The 22153-nt window shown below is 56.8% G+C and carries 16 protein-coding genes; 9 read left to right on the forward strand and 7 right to left on the reverse strand.

The window, feature by feature from the left end:
* Positions 1-291: 291 nt before the first annotated feature.
* Positions 292-2667 (forward strand): mechanosensitive ion channel domain-containing protein, encoded by a 2376-nt coding sequence (locus AC2FH9_RS19075; protein WP_496872608.1) that lies wholly within the window; start codon positions 292-294, stop codon positions 2665-2667.
* A 91-nt stretch (positions 2668-2758) separates the two neighbouring features.
* On the opposite strand, the gene AC2FH9_RS19080 is transcribed toward AC2FH9_RS19075, so the two are convergent.
* The 5 genes from AC2FH9_RS19080 to AC2FH9_RS19100 are packed head-to-tail and all read right to left on the reverse strand — an operon-like array spanning position 2759 to position 9968.
* Positions 2759-4102, reverse strand: coding sequence for a CoA transferase (locus tag AC2FH9_RS19080; RefSeq protein ID WP_496872609.1), 1344 nt, complete (start codon positions 4100-4102; stop codon positions 2759-2761).
* Positions 4099-5253 (reverse strand): ABC transporter permease, encoded by a 1155-nt coding sequence (locus AC2FH9_RS19085; RefSeq protein ID WP_142639373.1) that lies wholly within the window; start codon positions 5251-5253, stop codon positions 4099-4101. Before AC2FH9_RS19085 ends, AC2FH9_RS19080 begins: the two co-directional genes overlap by 4 nt.
* Positions 5250-6278, reverse strand: a complete 1029-nt coding sequence (locus AC2FH9_RS19090) for an ABC transporter permease (RefSeq protein WP_271951540.1) — start codon at positions 6276-6278, stop codon at positions 5250-5252. Before AC2FH9_RS19090 ends, AC2FH9_RS19085 begins: the two co-directional genes overlap by 4 nt.
* A 14-nt stretch (positions 6279-6292) precedes the next feature.
* On the reverse strand, positions 6293-8203 hold the full coding sequence (locus tag AC2FH9_RS19095) for an ABC transporter substrate-binding protein (RefSeq protein ID WP_496698823.1): 1911 nt from the start codon (positions 8201-8203) through the stop codon (positions 6293-6295).
* Entirely contained in the window at positions 8196-9968 is a 1773-nt protein-coding gene (locus AC2FH9_RS19100) for an ABC transporter ATP-binding protein (protein ID WP_496751003.1), read from the reverse strand. The genes AC2FH9_RS19095 and AC2FH9_RS19100 overlap by 8 nt, the downstream gene beginning before the upstream one ends.
* Before the next feature lie 200 nt (positions 9969-10168).
* Here AC2FH9_RS19100 and AC2FH9_RS19105 point away from each other — a divergent pair, with 200 nt between their 5' ends.
* From AC2FH9_RS19105 to AC2FH9_RS19135, 7 genes are all read left to right on the forward strand, one after another.
* On the forward strand, positions 10169-10699 hold the full coding sequence (locus AC2FH9_RS19105; protein WP_142639381.1) for a class I SAM-dependent methyltransferase: 531 nt from the start codon (positions 10169-10171) through the stop codon (positions 10697-10699).
* A gap of 18 nt (positions 10700-10717) precedes the next feature.
* A complete protein-coding gene (locus tag AC2FH9_RS19110) occupies positions 10718-11347 on the forward strand; it encodes a glutathione S-transferase (RefSeq protein WP_496872611.1) in 630 nt (209 codons plus the stop codon).
* Between the two features lie 111 nt (positions 11348-11458).
* Positions 11459-13861 carry a GcvT family protein gene (locus tag AC2FH9_RS19115; RefSeq protein WP_496872612.1) on the forward strand — a complete coding sequence of 801 codons (2403 nt, stop codon included), beginning with the start codon at positions 11459-11461 and terminating at the stop codon, positions 13859-13861.
* A 2-nt stretch (positions 13862-13863) separates the two neighbouring features.
* Positions 13864-15408, forward strand: a complete 1545-nt coding sequence (locus tag AC2FH9_RS19120) for a trimethylamine methyltransferase family protein (RefSeq protein ID WP_496872614.1) — start codon at positions 13864-13866, stop codon at positions 15406-15408.
* Positions 15409-16083, forward strand: coding sequence for a TetR/AcrR family transcriptional regulator (locus AC2FH9_RS19125; protein ID WP_271951552.1), 675 nt, complete (start codon positions 15409-15411; stop codon positions 16081-16083).
* On the forward strand, positions 16080-17384 hold the full coding sequence (locus AC2FH9_RS19130) for an NAD(P)/FAD-dependent oxidoreductase (RefSeq protein ID WP_496690372.1): 1305 nt from the start codon (positions 16080-16082) through the stop codon (positions 17382-17384). Before AC2FH9_RS19125 ends, AC2FH9_RS19130 begins: the two co-directional genes overlap by 4 nt.
* A 55-nt stretch (positions 17385-17439) precedes the next feature.
* The gene (locus AC2FH9_RS19135; RefSeq protein ID WP_496709925.1) at positions 17440-18162 is read left to right on the forward strand and encodes a hypothetical protein; all 723 of its coding nucleotides are present in this window, start codon (positions 17440-17442) and stop codon (positions 18160-18162) included.
* A gap of 20 nt (positions 18163-18182) precedes the next feature.
* Here the strand turns inward: AC2FH9_RS19135 and AC2FH9_RS19140 are convergent, their stop codons facing one another.
* Entirely contained in the window at positions 18183-18542 is a 360-nt protein-coding gene (locus AC2FH9_RS19140) for a DUF3307 domain-containing protein (protein ID WP_496692932.1), read from the reverse strand.
* Between the two features lie 244 nt (positions 18543-18786).
* On the opposite strand from AC2FH9_RS19140, the gene AC2FH9_RS19145 reads away from it, so the two are divergent.
* Positions 18787-21783: an ABC transporter transmembrane domain-containing protein gene (locus AC2FH9_RS19145; RefSeq protein ID WP_425595606.1), complete on the forward strand. Its 2997-nt coding sequence runs from the start codon at positions 18787-18789 to the stop codon at positions 21781-21783.
* Here the strand turns inward: AC2FH9_RS19145 and AC2FH9_RS19150 are convergent.
* Positions 21780-22073 carry an ArsR/SmtB family transcription factor gene (locus tag AC2FH9_RS19150; protein WP_142639497.1) on the reverse strand — a complete coding sequence of 98 codons (294 nt, stop codon included), beginning with the start codon at positions 22071-22073 and terminating at the stop codon, positions 21780-21782. The genes AC2FH9_RS19145 and AC2FH9_RS19150 overlap by 4 nt on opposite strands.
* Between the last annotated feature and the right edge of the window lie 80 nt (positions 22074-22153).

Below are 22153 nucleotides of genomic sequence, written 5' to 3' on the forward strand. Positions count from 1 at the left end.
CCAAAGGGCCTTGTGACCCGCCGACTGGAAGGGACTGCGTAAAACGTCAGCCATTCCTCTGGTAAGCCGCAAGGTGCCTTTTCGTTTTTGCGCAAAGACCTTAGCTGCTTGCCCGAAAGTGTATGCCCAGCCCGTCATATTCAGTTTTGAAGCGGATGAAAACATCCGATTCCAACTCATTGCACCCGGAACACGCCTGTGCACTTTATCGGGACCGCAGCGGCGCATAAATTGAAGTGTTCGGAAAGCTTCTGTAACCTGCGACAACATGCGACCCGGAAGCGAGAATTCATGAGATTTAACCTATTGGCTGCAATGGCCCTGTTCGTCTGGGTGGCTATGCTATCTCTGGGGTCGGAAGCGACGGCGCAGACTTCGCTTATACCCGGGTATGGCTCGGGGTCTGGCACGACATCCGAAGCAGATAAGGAAAGCGATCTGGCTGACGCGATCCGATCGGCCACCGAAGCGGGTGCAAGCGTCATTGTCATCGACAGCGCCGGTCAGCTTGTCTCATCTGGTGGCAATACCGCCTCGACGCACGACGATATCGCCCATGACCCGATGTCCGAAGGGTCACAGTTGATGAAGGCGCAAGAGCGGTTCTCGAAGTTCCGCGAGTCGATGGAGTCGCGCCTGCAGGCTTTGCCGTATTCGATCTTCGAAGTGCAGTATGTTTTGCGAGAGACCAGCCCGGACGGCCGAATACAGACCTATGTCGAAGTGTTGGGCTGGAATATACTCTTCCTTCTTCTGGGGCGCTGGCTGTCAACCGAGATCTACGGAAAGCGTCTTGCAAAAAGACTGGTGGTGGCGCGGTCAAAAGAAGATCCGCAAGGCTATCGCGAGAAAATGCCGTTTCTGGTTTTTCGCTTTTTCATGGGGGTCGGGGGCACGATTTTTGCGATGCTTATGGCCCTGATCGTGGGCCATTTGATCTTTGGCGAGGCTGAAGATCTTTCGATTCAGTTCACGATCACCGCCATATTCACGGCTTTCTTTCTTGCACGCACAGTTTCCGATCTTTGGCGTATGGTGTTGTCTCCTTACCTAAGTCAGTACCGGCTGCCGCCCTTTTCCGACCGGGAGGCAAAACGCCTTTACGTCTGGGCCTCGGCAATCGCGACATATGATATCTCGGTAGTATTGTTTTCTACCTGGGTTGCGGATTTTGGTCTGAACTACAATGTCTATGCGATGGTCTATGGCGGCCTGACCATGTTTGGCGCCTTGGGCAATGTTCTGATGATTCTGTTCAACGCCCGCGCCATCTCGAACGCGATCCGAGGCGGGCGGTCAAAGGAACAGGTATCCTGGATTTTGCGCCTGATATCGATTGCCTGGGCTCCGGTCCTGGCAATTTATATCGTGTTCAGCTGGTTCAAACTGGCTGTTGATCTGGTGCTTGAGAACGAGAATTCCATTCCGATTGTTGCCAGCAGCTATGCCATCTTCATGTCTGTGGTCATTGCCTATGGCGCGATGAACTATCTGCTTGAACGCTACTTCGTCCGCAATCGCCAGATTGAAGAGCTGAACGCAGAGACTGGTGCCGGTGTTGAAGAGGATGAGGTTCCTCAAACCCCGCAAGCGGAAAAGAGAAAGCACTCGATCGTCACCTATGAGGATCTGGCGCGACGTGTGGCCGGTATCCTGGCATTTGTCGTCGGGTTATATGCTCTGGTCGTAATCTGGAATCCGGACGCAAGCTGGAGCGAAGACCTGCCTATTGAACGGGCTCTGGACGTGATGGTTATCCTGTTCATGGGCTACATCTTGTTCCATTTCTTCCGTGTCTGGATTGATACCAAGATTGCTGAGGAAGAAGACGTAGCCGGTGGAGAGGTTGAACTGGGCGACGAGGGCGGGGAAGGCGGGCAAAGCCGTCTTGCGACACTGCTGCCGTTGTTCCGCGGCGCAATTCTGGCGGTTGTTGTTGTGACCATCGTTCTGATTGTCCTGATGGAATTGGGTATCAATGTCAGCCCGCTGTTCGCCGGTGCCGGTGTCGTGGGTCTGGCCGTTGGGTTCGGGTCGCAAACGCTTGTCCGGGATATCTTCTCGGGCGCGTTTTTCCTGATGGATGATGCCTTCCGCAAAGGCGAATATATTGACATTGGCGATGTGAAGGGGACGGTCGAGAAAATCTCGGTCCGGTCGTTCCAGTTGCGGCACCATCTGGGCGCACTGAATACGATCCCCTTTGGCGAGATCAAAGTTCTTACCAACTATTCGCGTGATTGGGTGATCATGAAGCTGCCCCTGCGGGTGACCTATGACACCGATGTCGAAAAAGTGCGGAAACTCATCAAGAATTTGGGCCAAGAGCTTTTGAGCGATCCGGTGATTGGGGATAATTTTATCCAGCCGTTGAAATCGCAGGGCGTGATCGAAATGCAGGATTCGGCGATGATAATTCGGGTCAAGTTCATGACCAAGCCGGGCGATCAGTGGCTGGTGCGTAAGAAGGTCTATCAGGATATCCGCGAATTGTTTGCTCGCGAAGGGATCAAGTTTGCTCATCGTGAGGTGACCGTCAGGCTTGCCGACGGAAAAGAGGCCGAAAACCTGACACCGCAGGAACGCGAAGCGGTGACTGGTGCAGTGCATGCGGCCATCGACGAGGATTATCTGGACGATATCGGTCCTGGAGGCGACGACCGCTAGGGACCGCTCCCGCCTCTTTGGGCTGCGTCTCTGACGAGACCCCTTCCAAAGCGTTGGGCCGGACCGCGCGGCTGCCGGCGAGGGCGTAGGGCTATGACCAGGTGGCGCTCGACGTGCCCAGCTTGCTTGCGGGCAGGTCCCACGACATCTGGGCCGGACCAACCGAGAGCGCGGGCTTCAACCTGTGACCAGGTCCCCATCCAGAGGTTTCGGTCTTGGTCGTGAAATCAGCAGGAACCGAAGCGCCAATTTCTGTCTTGGTGTCGAACTTGCCTAGAATGGTCAGCAGGTCAGCCGTGCGTGCCAGCGACAATCGGGCCTGCATGATCGGCGCACCCTTCGCGGCTTCGGACAATGCTGACAGGACGGCGGCAGCCATCAGATATCCAGTCGCGTGGTCCAGCGCCTGCACCGGCAGGGGTGTCGGCTTGTCTGCACCGGCCCATACCCGACCTGCATCGGCAATCCCGCTGCTCATCTGTACGAGGCTGTCAAATCCGCGCCGCGAAGACCAAGGGCCTTGCCAGCCATAGGCATTCAGTGTGACTTCTACTCTGTTCGGGGCAAGCTCGTCCCGTTTGGCTTGGGTGAGGCCCAGCGCGTCCAATGCGCCAGGGCGGTAGCCATGAATGAAAACATCCGCCTGAGCCAGCAACGCGTGAAGTGTCTTGGCACCTTCCGGCGATTTCAGGTCAAGATAGGCGCAGCGCTTACCCAGAGAAATATCCGGGATCACACCCGGCTCGTCCCAGTCCGGAGGATCAATGCGCAGAACCTCTGCCCCGAACCCCGCCAGAGTTCTGGTTGAAACCGGACCGGCCAGAACGCGGGTCAGATCAAGCACGCGCAGACCTGCCAGCGGGCGCTTGGCCGTTGCCTCTGGCCGGTCGCGAAGCTTAATCTGTCGGGGTTTGTGCCACCCGATCAGCGGGTCCCGTGAAACCGCGCGCCCCTGTGGATGATCCTGCCATTCCCCGCGGCTGCGCATGGCGGCTGCGACACCGCCCTCAGCCACGACAGCGTTTTCAAGACTGGCCGCCGACATAGTTGCAACAGCCTTTGTAACCGCGTCCCGATCTCCTTTGACCTTCAGGACTTTCAGGGCGGCCGCACGGTGCTGAGGCAGGTTCGTGTGCAATCTGATCCAACCGTCATTGGCAAGGTAATCACCGGCGATACTGTCCCAGAGGTTGGGCATTTCCCAGCCATCGGGTTTGAAAGAATATCCGTACCAGAGAGACGCCAACCGGTGATCGACCAAAATCTCGGGCGGGCTTTGGGTCAGGTTCAGCGCGCCCATCAGGCGTGCCAGTTCCTGACCAACAGCCGCAAAGCTGGCGGTCGCCAGTTCGGAGACTGCATACACGCTGGGTCGCGCTCCGGTGCCGGTTGTCCGATACCCTTCGGGTGATGGCAGTACGGATAACAGCGTCATTGCTGATACGGATCCAGGCTGTCACGAAGCCCGTCACCCAGAAAGTTGAATGCCAGCACGATGACAATGATCGGCAGCATCGGGATGGCCGTCCAGGGGTAGATCTCGATCGAGGCAAGGTTCTGCGCATCGTTCAGCATCACACCCCAGCTGACGGCCGGGGCGCGCAGCCCAAGCCCAAGGAAGCTGAGCGCCGTTTCGCCCAGGATCATTGCCGGGATCGACAGGGTTGCCGATGCGATCAGGTGCGACATGAAGTTGGGTAGCAGGTGTTTGCGGATCACCCGGCCCGAGCTTGCTCCCATCATTTCGGCTGCACGTACGTATTCTTCTTCGCGCAGCGAAAGGAATTTGGCACGAACAGATCGCGCAAGGCCAGGCCAGTCGAGAATCCCCAGGATAATTGAGATGATGAAGAATACCGCGACCGGGCTCCAATTCGAGGGGACCGCCGCTGATAGCGCGAGCCAAAGGGGCAATTCAGGTAGTGAGCGCAGAATTTCGATTATACGGTTAATCACCCAGTCGATTCTGCCGCCAAAATATCCCGCAATCGAGCCGAACAGGATACCAAGAAAGAAGGACACTGAAATCCCGATCAGACCCACTGTCAATGACAGCTGGGCGCCAAAGAGGATACGGCTGAATACATCACGGCCCAGACGATCCGACCCCCATAGGAACAAAGTCGCGTCTTCAGGCGCGCAGAACAGATGCGTGTCCGACTTGATCAGACCCGCCAGCTTGTACTCGGCCCCTTCGCAGAAAAACTTGATTGGCCGCGGGGTGTCGGTGTCGGCGACAAACTTCCACTGGAAGGTCTCTAGATCCGCCTCGGCCACCATCGAATAGACATAGGGGCCGATGAATTCGCCCTCATGGAACCAGTTGATGCTTTGCGGCGGGGCATAGAGGTGCTCGTCATTACGTTCATTCGGGCCATAAGGCGCGATGAAACCCGCAAAGGGCAGCATGAGATAGCACAGCAACAGGAAGACGCCGGAGATCAGGCCCAGCTTGTGGGTTCGGAATTTGCGCCAGACCAGAATCCAGTTCGGAGCATCCAGATCAGCGCGCTCAAGCTGTTGCAGGGCGGCATCGGGATCGAATGGGGCGTCGTCGACATAGCGACCATCAGGGTGTTGGGTCATGCTTCACGCCCCTCATATCGGATGCGCGGATCCAGCATGACCAGCAGAATGTCAGAGATCATCGTACCGATCAGCGTCAGCAAGGCCACGAACATAAGGATGAAGGCGGATAGGAACTGATCCTGCGTCTTCAGCGCCGTCAGCAATGTCGGGCCGATCGTCTGAAGGCCCAGAACAACCGATACCAGAACTGAGCCGGAGACCATCGAAGGCAGCAGGTTTCCGATATCCGCGACAAAGGGGTTGAAGGCCACGCGCAGCGGGTATTTGGTCAGCATCCGCGACGGGGCCATGCCTTTGGCAATGGCGGTTTCCACATAGGGCTTACCCAATTCATCCAGCATATTCGCCCGCAGCCGCTGCATCATCGCCGAAGCGCCAGATGTGCCGATCACAAAGGTCGGTACGATCAAATGGACGAGGATGGACTTCAGCTTTTCCCAACTCATCGGCAGCCCTTCAAAGGACGGGTCCATCAGGCCTCCGATTGGTAGGTTGAAATAGCGGTGCCCATAGTAGAACAGGATCAGTGCCAGTAGAAAGTTCGGCGTTGCCAGACCCAAATAGCCCACAAAGGCCGAGGTATAGTCGATCCAGGTCCGCGACTTCGCGGCTGCAAGGACACCCAGTGGCAAGGCCACCGCATATACGAACAGGATGGCGGCCAGATTGACCACGACGGTCAGCCACAGCGTGTCGCCCACGATTTCTGCGACCGGGCGGTCAAATTCAAAGGACCAGCCGTAGTTGCCTTGCACCAGCCCATCGAACCCATGCGGGCCGGGCCAGAAACCGATCCAGATCAGATATTGCTCCCACATGGGGCGATCCAGCGCATATTCCGCGCGCAGGAATTCTGCCTTGGCCACACCCGCCGATTGTCCGGACGCCTGCAGTTCCGCGATCTGATTGCTGAGATAGTCGCCCGGGGGCAGGTTGATAATCACGAATACCAGAACCGACACCACAAGAAGGGTCAGCAGCATCGTGAAAAAGCGATAGACTGCATAGCGCAGCATGACCATGTGGCTGCTCCTGATCAGTCGGCGAAAAAGAATTCGTCCGGCCGGTGAATGCCGAAATGTGCGCCGGGTTCCCAGGCCCACATGGCCTGCTCGGGGACGTTGCGCAGGCGGTTCGATACGACGATAGGCTGAGGCGCACCGTTCAGAATGCCAATGGCATAAAGTTGGTCAGCGTGGATTTTCAGCATCTCATCCCATGCGGCCTTGCGTTCCTCATCAGTCGAGGCGACCTCCCAGTTATGGGCCAGTTCCATCAGGCGCTCGGCCTCAGGCATATCGGGTTTCTCGCCAACATCGCCTCCGGTCTGATAGTACTGCCCCCATTTTGGCCAGGCCAAAAACACCTGATCGGTAGGGGCAAGATAAGCTGGTGAGGTGTGGTGTTGCGGGATGCCGTCATCCCAGCCGAACCAGACCGACGCCATTGTGCTGCCGGCAAACACCCGGTTGCGCAGAATGTCCCTGTCCAATGGGCGCATAATAAGATCGACGCCAATGTCGCGCCATGTGTCCGTGACGATTTGCAAGGCGTTTTCGACCTCTTGCCGCTCACCTGCAGTTTCGATGACCAGTTCCATCGGGCGGCCATCCGGCAACAGCCGCGTGCCGTTCTTGTCACGTTCGGTCAGGCCGGCCTCGTCCAGCAGCGCATTCGCCAATTCGATGTCGTACTGTGCCCATGCCTTTGCGTTTTCTTCGTTGAAGAAGGGCGAAGCGGGCAAGACCGACATCGCGGCGGGATGGGCCAGTTTGAAATACAGCGCCTGATTTATCGTTTTGCGGTCGATTGCCAGAGACAGCGCGCGGCGAACACGCGCGTCACGCAAAACGGTACGCCATGCTTCGTCTTCGTAGTTCAGATTGGGGTAAATCGCGATCTGTGAGGCAACCCCGGTTTTCCACAGCAAGGTTTTGTAGTCTCCACCAGCCTCGCCTTTTTTCAAGATCGAAGCGTCGCGGAACGCCAGTCCGCGCCCCTGTAGATCGGATTCGCCAGCATTGGTTTTTGCGGCAACCAGACCCCCGGCCACGATCTCCATCTCGACCACGTCGATATAGGGAAGCTGCACCCCATGGCTATCGATGCGATGAAAATAGGGATTGCGAACAAAGTTGTGACGGATCTTTTTGCCCGAACTTGCATTCAACCAGGGCTGCAAAGTTGGCAACTCGTGGTTGTCAAACTTGTAAAGGTTGTCGAGTTTGTTGTGTAAAGCCGCCCAGCTTTTGACGCGGGCATCTTCAACCTGAAAGGCAAGCTTTTCTGCGTCAGCGTATTTCTCGTGGTACTGTTTCAGGAACTCGGAAGGGCGGTAGATGAAAGGCGGGCGCGCTTGTGCCAGAGCCTGCAGGAAGCCGGGGTTGGGATCTTCCCATTCAAACACAACGGTCGTTTCATCGGGGAATGTCACGGTCGGAGTCTTGCCTTCGACGATCAGAAAATCCGGTGGTCCCGACGGGCTGAGCAGTTCGTTATTTGCCACATCCTCCCACCAGTATCGGAAGTCCTCGGAAGTGAACGGAGAGCCATTCGACCATTTGTGACCTTCACGGAGGTTGAGGGTGTATTTGCGGTTGTCGTCGTTCTGGAAGGATTCAAGTAGGTCTGGAACGACCTGATAGGTCTGGTCGAAGCCAACAAGGCGGGCATATCCGTAAACCACCATCTGCCGGATGTCTTTGGACCGAGTAATCATTGTGCGCAAAGTGCCGCCCTGTTTGCCGAATTCCCTGCCTTTTGCAGCAAGATCCACAATCAGGGGTTCGGCGGGAATTCGGTCCTGTATGGGGGGAAGGTTCCCCGCATTCACTTCGGTTTCCCAGAAAGTACTTTCTTGCAGCTCGGGCATGTCTGCCGTGGCGGGCAGGGCCCATGTTGCGGCCAGCGCAACGGCCAGTAACAGCGGGCGAGTGGTCTTAAACATGGCATCGTACCTTATGGCCGGGCTCCATCTCTACCAATGAAGGTACCACGGAGTCGGTAAATCGGAAGGCGTCATCCCAACTGTCAGGTGAACCAGCACCCAAAGCAACCAAATTCAGGTCGATGGGGCGGTTGATGTCGGGCTCTGGTTGCGCAGCAATCAGTGCCTTGGTGTAAGGGTGACGAGGGTTGTAAAACAGTGTCTCGGGCGGGGCCTGTTCCACGACAAGCCCACGACGCATCACAGCAACTTCGTCGGCAATGCGTGCAACAACCGCAAGGTCGTGCGAGATGAAGAAATACGACAAATTCAGGCTGTCCTGCAAATGTTCCAGCAACGTCAGGATTTGTTCCTGAACCGATACGTCCAGAGCCGAAGTGGGTTCGTCACAGACAATAAGCTGAGGGTCGAGCATCATTGCGCGGGCAATCGACAGGCGCTGTCTTTGGCCGCCGGAAAAAGCATGGGGATAGCGTTTCAGCATATCGGCGTTCAGGCCAACACGTGTCAGCATCTCGGCCGCTTTTTCGCGCTGCTCGGCGGTCGATCCGATACGGTGAATCTCCAACGGTTCGGTCATCGCATCCTGAATGCGCATGCGAGGGCTGAGAGAGCTGTAGGGATCCTGAAACACCATCTGCGCCTTGCGCTGAAACGCGGTGCGCTGGGTCCGGGTCATCTTGTGAACGGTGATCGCTTCTTCATGGGGGGAGGTTCGAAACAGAACCTCTCCGCCCGGATCAGGCGGCTCAGCCCCTAGTGCGATGCGGGCGGCCGTAGTTTTGCCCGAGCCGCTTTCGCCGACGATCGCCAGCGTCTTGCCCCGCGCGAGGTTCAGATCGACTCCGCGGCAGGCATGGATCAGGCGTTCGCCCTGCCAGCCCTTGCTGGATCGCATCGTATAGGTTTTCGACACGGCCTTCATCTGAAGGATCAGATCTTCGTCGGGCATCGGGATGCCAACCGCGTCCTGATCCGGAATCTCGGGCGCGGCGTTGAACAACTGTTGGGTATAGGGGTGAGCAGGGCTGGTCAGGATCGGTGCCGCAGCTCCAGCCTCCATCACGCGGCCTTTGTGCATGACCACGACCTGTTCGGCCATATTGGCGACGACGCCCAAATCATGGGTCACAAGGATCAGCGCCATTCCCGTTTCACGCTGAAGCTCTTTGATCAGCCCCAGCACCTGGGCCTGTGTCGTAACGTCCAATGCTGTCGTCGGCTCGTCCGCGATCAGTAATTCCGGTTTGGAAACCATGGCCATAGCGATCATGGCGCGTTGGCGCATCCCGCCGGACAGCTCGAACGGGTAAGAATCATAGGCGCGCTGAGGGTCTGGAAAACCCACGCGTTCGAACTGTTCCAGAACCGTTTTGCGGGCCTGTGCCTCGGAGGCATTGCGATGCAGCCAAAGAACTTCGCTGACCTGATTGCCAATTTTGTGCAGGGGAGAGAGCGAGCGCATCGGCTCTTGAAAGATCATCGAGATCCGATTGCCACGAATGCCGCGCATCTGACGTTCGCTGATCTGGGTCAGTTCCTCCATGCCTTTAGAATCATTCAGAGTAATCGTACCGCTTCGAATTTGGGCTGCTCGGGGAAGAATGCGTAAAGCAGCCCGACATGAGATCGTTTTCCCCGACCCTGATTCACCCACAAGCGCAAGTGTCTGTCCCGCTTCGACGTCGAAGTTGACGCCTTGAACCACAGACTCTCCGGCACCAAATCCGATGCTGAGGTCCCGGACAGACAACAACGCAGTCATGCGGGTATTCCACCCGTTAGGCCGTAGCTCGGCATAGGCTTGATCAACTCCCTGTGTTTTTTGTCTCAGTTTCGCGCGGTTGTGCCTGTATAGTCAAACCCGTTCTTGGGGTGAAATGTCGCGAAAACGTGAAACTGAGGCCGATTTGCCTACACAATGCCTTGAGGATTTGTCATCACATGCGATGTCGGTCACAGGTTATGTGTCGTCAAATATCAAGGAGAGATTTCCCAGTGCCCGATCCCCAAAGCCGTCTTGACCTGTTCATCGACCGTATGGTGTCGCAGCGTGCCTGCCTGGACCATGCCATTGCACAGACAAGTACTATGTCCGGTCCGGTGTTCGAGTTGGGATTAGGGAATGGTCGTACTTATCATCACATGGTTCAGTACATTCAAAACCGTCCGGTCTATGTGTTCGAACGCGCCGTGGCCTCTCATCCGGACTCTACCCCGCCCGAGGATCTGGTGATTCTGGGGGATGTGCGTGAGACTCTGCCTGCGGCACTTGAACGGTTTGGGGCGACGGCCAGTTTGATCCATGCGGATCTTGGCGGCCATAACAGGGACAAGAACGATGCTTTCGCGCGGTTGGTTTCCCCCCTGATAGAACCGTTGTTGGCAGAAGGTGGGCTGATGGTGTCCAGCGACCGGATGTATTTCGAAAACCTGACCGAAATCCCGCTGCCTGAACATGCGGTGGACGGACGTTGCTTTATCTACCGCCGCTAAGCGCGAGAAGGATACCAAATGCTTTTCTATGATTGCACGACCGCTCCAAACCCGCGCCGCGCGCGCATGTACATCGCGGAAAAAGGGCTGGAGATTGAAACGCGCAATATCTCGATAGCAAAGGCGGAACAGTTGGATGGCGCTTTCCTTACGGTAAACCCCAATGCGACGATCCCTGTTCTGGTGACGGATGAGGGCGCAACGCTGACCGAAAACCTGGGCATTGCCGCCTATCTTGAGGCGCGCTTTCCCGAACCACCTTTGATGGGACGTACTCCAGATGAAAAAGGGCTGGTCCTGATGTGGAACAGCATTGTCGAGCAGCAGGGTGGAGTGCCTATTGCCGAGGCTCTGCGCAACACCCATCCCGCGTTCAAGGATCGGGCGATTCCGGGCCCGGCGAACTATGCGCAGATACCCGAGCTGGCTCAGCGCGGCACGGCTCGGGTGGGCCGGTTTTTCGATTTGCTTGAAACGCGGCTGAAGGATAGTGCGTTTGTTGCGGGGGCTGAGTTCACGCTGGCCGATATCTCAACCTTTGTGTTCGTTGACTTTGCCCGCGTGATCAAGATGCGGATTCCACAGGAAAATACCGCGACGCTGTCTTGGTTCGACAAGATCGCATCGCGTCCAAGCGCACAGCTTTAAGGCGTTGAAATTGAGCTGTCTGAACTTGCTCACTTGCACTGTACAGAAATGTCTAGACAGGTGTGAACAGTATCACTAGCGTCTCCCTCGAGTCATGCAGGGGAGAGCATAATGAAATCTCAGTATCGCGTTGTGGTCATCGGTGGCGGCGTTGTGGGCGCCTCGGTTCTGTATCACTTGGCCAAATTCGGCTGGTCAGATGTGGTCATGCTGGAACGGCGGCGGTTGGCGTCGGGATCGTCCTGGCACGCGGCGGGCGGTATTCACGCGCTGAACGCGGATCCGAACATGGCATCGCTGCAGGCCTATACAATCGACCTTCTCAGCGAGATCGAAAAGGAATCCGGGCAGAATATCGGCCTGCACATGACCGGTGGTCTGACTTTGGCTGGAACGCCCGAGCGGTGGGAGTGGCTGCAGGCCAACTATCGTATCTTCCAGTCTATCGGTATCGAAGACTGCGAATTGCTGACTCCACAAGAGGCGCAAAAGCGCTGCCCCATCATGTCGACTGACGGCGTTCTGGGCGCGATGTGGGCCGATCGAGAAGGCTATATCGACACGACCGGTACGGTTCAGGCCTATGCAACTGCTGCCAAGAAACGCGGTGCCGAGTATTACGAGGAGACCAAGGTCGAGGAATTGATCCAGACCGATGATGGCTGGCAGGTCGTGACGGACAGGGGCACTATAACTTGCGAGCACGTGGTCAATGCCGCGGGGCTTTGGGCCAAGCAGGTCGGGCGCATGGCGGGGGTTGAGCTGCCAGTGTCGCCGCTGAAACATCACTATCTGATCACGGATACAGTGCCCGAAGTGGCGGCGGCGGATTTTGAGATGCCAATGACCGTGGACCTCGAGGGGTTCACCTATATGCGGCAAGACCAAAAGGGCGTTCTGGTCGGTATCTATGAGGTCGACCATGAACATTGGGCCATGGACGGCGCGCCGTGGAATTATGGCGAGGAACTGTTTCAGGAGCAGCTTGACCGGATCGAGAATGAACTGACGCTGGGCTTTGAACGCTATCCGTCGATCCAGAATGTCGGCATCAAAACCTGGGTCAACGGGGCGTTTACATTCTCGCCTGATGGTAACCCGCTGGTCGGGCCGGTTCCAGGCAAGCGCGGGTATTGGACCGCCTGCGCTGTCATGGCCGGGTTCCTGCAGGGCGGCGGCGTTGGCAAAACACTGGCTGAGTGGATGATCCATGGCGAGCCCGAGGCCGATGCATGGCCGTTGGACATTGCCCGCTATGGCGATTTTGCCCAGAACAAACGCTATATTCGTGAAACCACCGGGCAATTCTATTCCCGCCGTTTCGTGATGACATATCCGAACGAACAGCTGCCTGCCGGTCGTCCGCTGAAGATGGCGCCAGCTCATGACGCGATGACTGAAGCGGGATGCAAATGGGGTGTCAGCTGGGACCTCGAAGTTCCGCTGTACTTTGCGCCGAAAGGGTTTGAAGAAACCCCGACGCTGAAACGATCCAATGCGCATGACATAGTTGCCGAGGAATGCAAGGTGATCCGCGAGGGCGTCGGCCTTATGGACATCTCAGGCTTTTCCCGGTTCGACGTCAGCGGGCCAAATGCCAAGCTGTGGCTGGATCACGTGATGGCCTCGAAACTGCCCGTGCCGGGTCGAGCCAAGCTGGCGCCGATGCTAGGTGAAAACGGGCGGCTCAAAGGGGATCTGACCGTTCTGAACTGGGGCGATGGCACCTGGTGGATCATGGGCAGCTATTACCTGCGCGCCTGGCATATGCGCTGGTTCGACGATCATATGATCGACGGAGTCGAGGTTCGCGATCTGGGCGAGGAGTATTGCGGGTTCGGTCTGGTCGGGCCGAAATCGCAGGAGGTAATCGAAAAACTGGCCGAGCAAGACATCTCCGGCCTGAGATTCATGGGCTGTGGTGATTTTGATATCGGTCTTGTCAGGGCTCGCGTTGCGCGCATGTCAGTCACAGGTGAAAAAGGCTATGAGATCAACTGCCGCTATGGTGATCACATCAAGCTGCGCCGGATGTTGCTTGAGGCCGGGGCTGATGAGGGCATTCGTGAATGTGGGTTCAACGCGATGCTGTCCACGCGGCTTGAGAAAAGCTTTGGCATCTGGTCAGCGGAATTCACTCAGCTTTACACGCCGGGCATGACGGGTATGGATCGCTGGATCGATTGGGACAAGGATTTCGTCGGTAAAGAGGCCGCCTTGGCCGAACGCGATGGCAATGGTCCTGCGCAGGTTCAGGTGACGCTTGAGGTTGATGCTCTGGACGCAGATGCCAGCGGATACGAACCTGTCTGGTCAGGGGCAGAGCACGTGGGTTTTGTCACCTCGGGCGGCTATGGCCACTACACCGGCAAGTCCCTGGCGATGGCGCTGGTCAATCGTGACAAGGCCGCAACAGGCACTGAACTGTCTGTCCATGTGGTTGGGGTTGAACGACCTGCGCGGGTCATCGCGCCGTCGCCCTATGATCCGCAGGGCAAAGCGATGCGGGGCTGACAATGACCAACCCCGAACGTGGGCGACGAAGGCGAGGGCGTGGCGCTGATGCCGCGCCTGCGACCAACCGCAAGGTCGACTACCGCCAGCTGAGGAATCCATTCCCGGTGATGGAGGTGTTTCCGGCGGATCAGATCGCTGACATGCACGAAACCGCGCTGCGTTTGTTGCAAGAGTTGGGCATCAAGGTGCTGCTGCCTGAGGCGCGGAGCATTTTTGCCAAAGCTGGCGCGCGCGTTGATGTCGATAGCGAAATGGTTTTTATTGGTCGCGACATGGTCGAGGCCGCCGTTGCCTCGGCCCCGAAATCCATCACCTGCCGAGCCGGTGCGTCGCACCGGGATTTCACGCTGGAACTGGGTAGCCTTGTGTTTCAACCGGGGGCAGGGGCCCCCAATGCCACCGATCTGGAGCGCGGGCGTCGCCCGGCGACGGGGCAGGATTATCTGGAGTTCCTGAAACTCACCCATCATTTCGACGTCTTTCAAATGATCTCGCCGCAGGTCGAACCGCAGGATGTCCCAACCCCTCTGCGGCACTATTTCACCACGCAGGCGCAGATGGAGCTGACAGACAAGTTCCCATTCTTCTTCTCGCGCGGGACACCGCAGGTGATGGATTGCTTTGAGATGCTGTCGACCGCGCGCGGCCTGTCGGATGACGAGTTTCAGGCCTCTCCGCACAGCTATACGATCATCAACACCAACAGCCCGCGTACGCTGGACATACCGATGGCGCAGGGGCTGATCGACTTTGCTCGGCACGGGCAGATGTCAATCATCACGCCCTTCACGCTGATGGGGGCGATGGCACCGATCACGGTGGCGGGGGCCATCACCCTGTCCCATGCCGAGGCGTTGGCCGCACTGACCCTGACGCAATTGGCGCGTCCCGGTGCGCCTGTGTGCTATGGCACTTTCACCAGCAATGTGGATATGAAATCCGGTGCTCCGGCCTTTGGAACGCCCTCGCATTTTCAGGCCTCACTGGCGGCCGGGCAGTTGGCGCGGCATCTGGGCCTGCCGTGGCGCTCGGCTGCGGGGTCGGCTTCAAACATCAATGATGTGCAGGCGGCAAATGAAAACCAGTTTGGCCTGTGGGGGTGCCTGATGGCAGGGGCGACGGTGATCATTCACTCGGCGGGATGGCTAGAGGGCGGATTGACCGTGTCCTTTGAAAAACTGGTCTGCGACGCCGAAGTGTTGAACATGGTGGCCGAGCTGTGCGCCGGGGCGCAGGCTGGCGAGGCTGAAATTGGGTTCGGCACTGCGCTAAGCGAGGTTGAGCCCAGCGGACATTTCTTTGCATCCAGCCAGACGATGGAACGCTACAATACAGAATTCTATGAACCGCATGTCCATGATTATGCCAATTTCGGCACCTGGGCCGAGCGTGGATCGTTGGACGCAAACAGTCGTGCGACCGGTGTGTGGAAGGAAATTTTGGCCAATTTTCAGCCACCTGAGCAAAACAGCGACCAGATTGGCGCGCTGAAGGACTTTATTGCCAAACGTACCAAAGAGGGCGGCGCGCCGCCGGAGAGTTAAATGAATACGAAACCCATCCTGCACCGGGACGATCCGGAAGCTGAACCGCTGATCGGCAATATCAAGGTCACGCGCGACGACTGGCTGAACGTGGCGTTGGATGTGCTAATCTCGGACGGGGTCGATCAGATCAAGGTGATGAATCTGGCGGAACGGATGGCCGTGTCTCGGTCGTCCTTCTATTGGTACTTCAAATCGCGCCAGGAACTGCTGGATGCTCTTCTGGCACGGTGGCAGGCCACCAATACCGCGGCATTGGTCGCGCAGGCCGAAGCTCCGGCAAAGACGATAACCGGTGCGGTGTGCAATGTGCATCGCTGTGTCGTCAATACCGACCTGTTTGACACCGCGCTGGATTTCGCGGTGCGCGACTGGGCGCGCAAATCGGGCAAGGTGCGGCGCGCGCTGGACCAGTCTGACGCCCGACGGTTGCTAGCGCTGCACGCCATGTTTGCCCGCTTTGGCTATTCCGAGGTCGAGGCGGAAACCCGTGCGCGCGTGCTGTATTACATGCAGATAGGATACGATCTGGCGCAGCTGAATGAACCGATGTCCACGCGGATATCAATGGTGCCTCATTATCTATATGTCTTCACCGGGGTCGAGCCGAGGCCAGAGGAAGTAGAAGAATTCAGCGCCTATTCGCGCCATCACTGGAAAGGAGAGCCATCATGAGTCAACCAGATGCAATCATCATCGGAACAGGCGTGATCGGGGCGGCCATCGCGTTCGAAATGGCCAAGGCCGGGTGGAAAACCGTATCTCTGGACCGGAACGCTCAGGTTGGCCATGGCTCAACCGCCGGGTCCTGCGCGATCATCCGGATGCATTATTCCACCTTTGACGGCACGGCATTCGCCTGGGAAGGCTATCATTATTGGCGCGACTGGGCCGAGTATCTTGGCCTACCGCAAGGCGCCGATCTGGCCCAATTCCGCGAAACCGGCTGTCTGGTCATGAAAACCGAGGCGAACGGGCTGCTGGAAAAACACATGAAGAACAGTTCCGCGCTGAATTGCCCGTTCGAGGAATGGTCCCCCGAACAGGTCACCGACCGGCTGCCGGTCTATTCGCAGGACAGTTTTGCCCCCGCTCGTCGCATGGATGACCCCGAGTTTGGGCAGCCCAACGGACGCAAGATGCAAGGCGGCGTTTACTGGCCTCAGGCCGGGTATGTCACCGATCCGGCCCTGTCCGCACAGAACCTGATGGATGCCGCCAAACAGCACGGGGCCGAGGTGCGAACCGGGGCCGAAGTGGTCGAGATTTTGACTGATGGCGGGCGAGTTTCTGGTGTCAGGCTGGCATCGGGAGAAGACATTCATGCGAAAGTTGTGGTTAACGTAGCCGGGCCGGGTTCGGCCATCATCAATGGGATGGCTGATGTTCTGGATGACATGACCATTCAGACCCGCCCCTTGCGCCAAGAGGTCGTTCACGTCCCTGCGCCCGAGGGGTTTGACTTTGAAAATGACGGCACAATCGTGTCGGACAGCGATATCGCCTGCTATTGCCGGCCTGAGCATGGCAACCACATCCTGGTGGGCTCGGAAGACCCCGAATGCGACCCACATCAATGGTGCGAAGATGACGTAACCTATAATCGTGACTTTACCGACCAGTGGACGACGCAAGCGATGCGCTATGCCCAGAGAGTGCCCAGCCTTGGCATCCCTTCCAAGACCCGCGGTGTGGTGGACCTATATGATGCGTCTACGGATTGGATTCCGATCTATGACAAATCCAGCCTTCCCGGTTTTTATATGGCCTGCGGATCCAGTGGAAATCAGTACAAGAACGCGCCGATTGCAGGCAAGATGATGACGGCGCTGATCGGGTATTGCGAAGACGGGGCGGATCATGACAGTGCGCCGCTACAATTTGAACTGCCCTATATTGGACGCACAATCGACGTCGGTTTCTATTCCCGCAAGCGCCCGATCAACAAAGAAAGCAGTTTTTCCGTTTTGGGCTAGCCGACACGTCCTGATGCACTAGCATTCACGGGATCGAGTTGAGCCCGGACGCATAATGACCAAATCGAAGAACAAGGTTCTGATCCTCGGCAGCGCCCCCACGGCGCTGTGTGCGCGGGACTGGGCGCGTACACCGTTCACGCATATAGTCGCTATCAACAATGCTTGGCGGGTCCGCGCGGACTGGGATTTTCTGATCCACCCCGAGGATTTTCCGACCAAGAACATGCCCACATCTGTCAGTGACATTCAGCGTATAGTCACTGCAAATGAATACGTTCCGATACAGAACGATTTCGGTGGGTTTGTCTATGCCGGGGGTACGATGGCCTTTACCGCCGGATACTGGGCTTTGTCTGCATTACAGCCCTCGGTTCTGGCTTATTGCGGTTGCGATATGATCTATTCCGGACAGGGTCGGACACATTTCTACGGCAACGGAGCCGCAGATCCGTTGCGACCCGATGTGACCTTGCGACTGCTCGAGGCGAAGTCGGCGCGACTAGGGTTGTTTGCTGCAGCGCAGGGCTGTCGCACAGTGCGATTGTCCGAAGGGCCAAGCCGACTGGTTTACCCCTCGGTCGACAGCGAAGATTTGTCTTCGGTCGAGATGCCTTCTACATCGGGGATGGCTGAGATCATACGGTCGGAGTCGGATCTTGGATATTTCGTGGAGTCTGGCCGGTACTGGGAGGTTGAGACCGAGTTCGACCCGCAGAAGATTGATGCCTTGGACCAGCGGTGGCTATCGCTCTATCCATCGGCCTCTCAGCTCTGAATTGCTGTGGTATTTCTGGTTCAGGCCGCGAATGTCGCCCAGGCCCAGACCATTGCCACATAGGTCAGATTATGCATGCACTGATCCAGCCCGGCTGCCCGCCAAAAGGCTGCCTGAGTCGGCATAAGCTGTTTTTTGTCGGAATAGCTGGCTTTGGCAAAATCGATGTTGAAATGAACTATCCACTCGAGCGCGGCAATGATCAGGATAAACGGCAGCGGAGCGCCGAAAACCAAAAAGACCAATACCGAACCAACAACATGCACAGCAGCATGTTGCGCGCGTCCCCAGTGAAAATACTCACCCCGGCCTGACAGCATCTTGGGCGTCTGGAGGTAAAAATCTGCAAACATATGTTTGATCTGCAATAAGCAGAGCATCAATAACACAGTGCCTAATGTGGCAGGCAAAAGACTCCTCCCGATATCGTCCTAAAGCGAACAGTAGGGGCTAATGTGAGGTTGCGCAAATGAACTTGTTCACATTCGGCAAATATCTGTTCAATTCGGAAACTATTTGCGTCTGCAGGCTTGATTGCGGTAAATTCAGACTGTTGAATTTACGCGAATTTCGTAAAGACCGGGTCAGTGATCCGCAGCAGGGGCAGGTTCCATAGAACGCACGATTTTCCGTTTTATCTGGAAATATTCAAAGCGCGACCAGCTGATTTTGCTGGCCGTAACCACGTCTTTGTTTCCGCTGCTTTACCTGACGCTGGAACTGCCCAAGCGCATCATCAATGACGCGATCGGGGCTGCGACCCCTGTTGTTGATGTGCTGGGCTACAGCCTGTCGCAAACGAATTTTCTGATCATATTATGCATTGGGTTTCTGCTCGCCGTTCTGGCGCATGGTTTGATGAAAATGCGCATCAACACCATGAAAGGCGTCCTGAGCGAACGGATGCTGCGCCGATTCCGTTATCAGATGATCAGCCGCGCCTTGAGATTTCCGCAACCCTATTTCGAACGGGTCAGCCAAGGCGAAATGGTGTCGATGATCACCGCTGAAAGCGAGCCGATGGGTGGGCTGATGGGCGATGCGATCAGCCAGCCGGTATTGCAGGCGGGACAGATGATCACGATCTTGTCCTTCCTGTTCCTACAGAGCTTTTGGTTCGGGCTTGCTGCCGTTTCCCTGATCCCGTTACAGGCATGGTTGATCCCAAAGCTGCAGCGCCAGATCAATCTGTTGAACAAAAGCCGCATCCAGGAAGTGCGCGTGCTGGCTGCACAGATCGGTGAAAACGCAGCAGGTGCGTCAACGCTGCGGGCAAATGGTGGCTGGCGTTATCGCCGGGCAATGATCTCGGATCAGCTGGGCCGGTTGTTTGAAATCCGCTTCGATATCTACCAGAAAAAGTTCTTTATGAAGTTCATCAACAACTTCATTTCGCAGCTTACCCCATTCCTTTTCTATCTGGTTGGCGGCATTCTGGTCTTGCAGGGCTCGGTCTCGTTGGGTGCGTTGGTTGCGGCTTTGGCGGCTTACAAGGATCTCAGTTCGCCTTGGAAAGAGTTGCTGACCTATTACAATCAGACACAAGATATGTCCTTGCGCTGGGATGTTGTGATCGAACGCTTTGCGCCCTCTGGAATGCAGGACGAAAGCCTGTTCGAGGGCGAGCCCGACAAACATCCCAGGCTGGACGGGGATATTGTTCTGAAACATGCGTCTGTTCGTGACATGGACGGGAATCTGGTTCTGGACGACCTCGATCTGACATTCCCAGGCGGTAAAACCATCGGAATCGCTGCGCCCAGCGAAGAAGACCGGCGCGCGGTTTCGGAATTGCTGACCCGAGAGATCCTGCCCAGTTCCGGCAGGGTAACGGTCGGGCAGGAAGATTTGTCAAAGCTACATCAGGGAGTCATTGCTGCGCGGATCGGTTTTGCCTCATCGCGACCGGTTATGTTTCAGGGAACTTTGGGCGACAATGTGATGATGCCGATGCGTCTTCGCCCTCTGTCGACAGAATCAGACGACCCCGGCTTTGCTGAAACAAGACGAGCGGGCAACAGTACCGACCCGTTTAGAGTTGATTGGCTGGACCCGTCGCTGGCTGGTTTGAACACCGTGGAAGACCTGCGCGACTGGTGGTTACAACTGATCGACGGTCTAGGTTCGGGCGCTGCCCTGTTTCAGCGCGGTGCTGAACAGACATTCGAAGCCAACGAGCACCCCGAGTTGGTCAGAAAACTGGTTGAACTACGGCCCAAAGTTCAGGAGGCGGTGGTCAAGGCTGGGCTGCAACAGCAGGCTCTGATCTTTGACCGCAATGCATATAATGCGGCCTTGCCGGTCGCGGAAAACCTACTTTTCGCGACACCCTGCGTTCCGGTCACTCAGGAAATACTGACCCGTCAGGGCGTGTTTCTGGGCCAGCTGCGCGAGCTGGGCTTGGACGAAACCCTGGTCAGCCTGACGCGCGATGTCATTGATATGTTGCGCCAGATCTTTGGGTTGGACGGCACGGACCACCCGTTGTTCCGCAAGCTTGGCCTGCAGGCCGAAGTCTACGAAGCTGCAGTCGAACTGGTAGAGCGCACCCGAAACGAAGGTGTCAGCGGTCTGGATGATGGGCAACTGGCCAACCTTTTGGCGGTTCCGTTTGTCATCTCGGCTGAACAGATTGGTCCCGCGTTTACGGATGAATTGAAAAACCGCATACTTGAATTGCGGCAAAGCCACTCCGAAAAACTGCTGCAACATCTGAATGATGTCTTCGTACCGCTGAAGGAAACCGAGTTTGCCCCCGGTCTGACCGTGATGGAGAACGCTTTGTTCGGTAAGGTCAGCCAGATCGGCGGCGCGCGATCAGATGAGGTCCGTAAGCTGATCGTTGATGTCCTTTCTGAAAACGGAGCCCGACCTTTGGTGGTCGAGCTGATTTACGATGTACCGGTCTCGCTGGGCGGGCAGAACCTGCCTGCGGTTTTCGCCGAACCTTTGGCCTTTACGCGGGCTACGATCAAGAAACCCGACATTCTGATCCTGGATAATGCTTTGGCAAGCTATGACATGGAAACTCAGATTGCGGTCTATAAAAACCTGCGCGCCCTGTTGCCAAATGCGACGGTGATTTATCTGAACGATCAGTACGAAAACCCTGACGTATTCGACATGTTCATAGAAATAAGGCAAGGTCGTGTGGTTTCAGACGAAGGACCCGCCGACGTGGAAGAAGATAGCGCAGCATCAGCCGATTTGGCGCGCAAGCTTCGTGCGCTGGAACAGACGCCGCTGTTTTCCGGTCTTGACCGCAGACAGCTGCGCCTTCTGGCATTTGGTGCGCGCTGGTTCCAGGCCCAACCGGGAGAGGTGGTGTTCCTGAAAGACGACCAGCCCACCGATGGGGCCTATGTCGTTTTGGAAGGCGAGGCAGGCCTGTATTTGCCGCAACCAGAAGGTCCCGATCAACTGATCGCAACGGTTGGCTCCGGCGCATTGGTCGGAGAGTTGGGGTTGATCCGAAAGGAACCCCGCGCCCTGAGCATGATTGCGGAAACCGACCTGTCTTGTCTGCGTATCGGTGAGGAAGAATTCCTGGCCGTGGTCGAAAACGATGCCGCAACCGCTTTCAAGCTGATGCAGGTGATCGCCGGCTATGTTTCGAACTAGGGGTTGGCTTCAGGTTTGCAGAACAGGTCGTATAGCAGCTGGATGACTTTCGCTGTATTTCCGTCCTGCAGGGAATAGTAGATGGTTTTGCCATCGCGCCGTGTCGACACCAGCTGTTCTTCTCGTAGGCGTGCCAACATCTGACTGACTGCGGCCTGCCGGATTTGCAGCAGTTTTTCCAGCTCACCAACCGATTTCTCGCCATCACCCAGATGGCACAAAATCATCAGGCGGCCTTCATGCGCCAGCGTCTTCAGGTACGCGGCGGCACGTGCGGCACTTTCCTGCATGCCGGGCGGAGTTTCGTCCGTATTCAGTGTTTCGTGGTCTTGAACTGTCACGTGCGTATTGGTTCCAAACTTGGCTTTGG

Source organism: Ruegeria sp. CDSC081 (assembly GCF_059610485.1).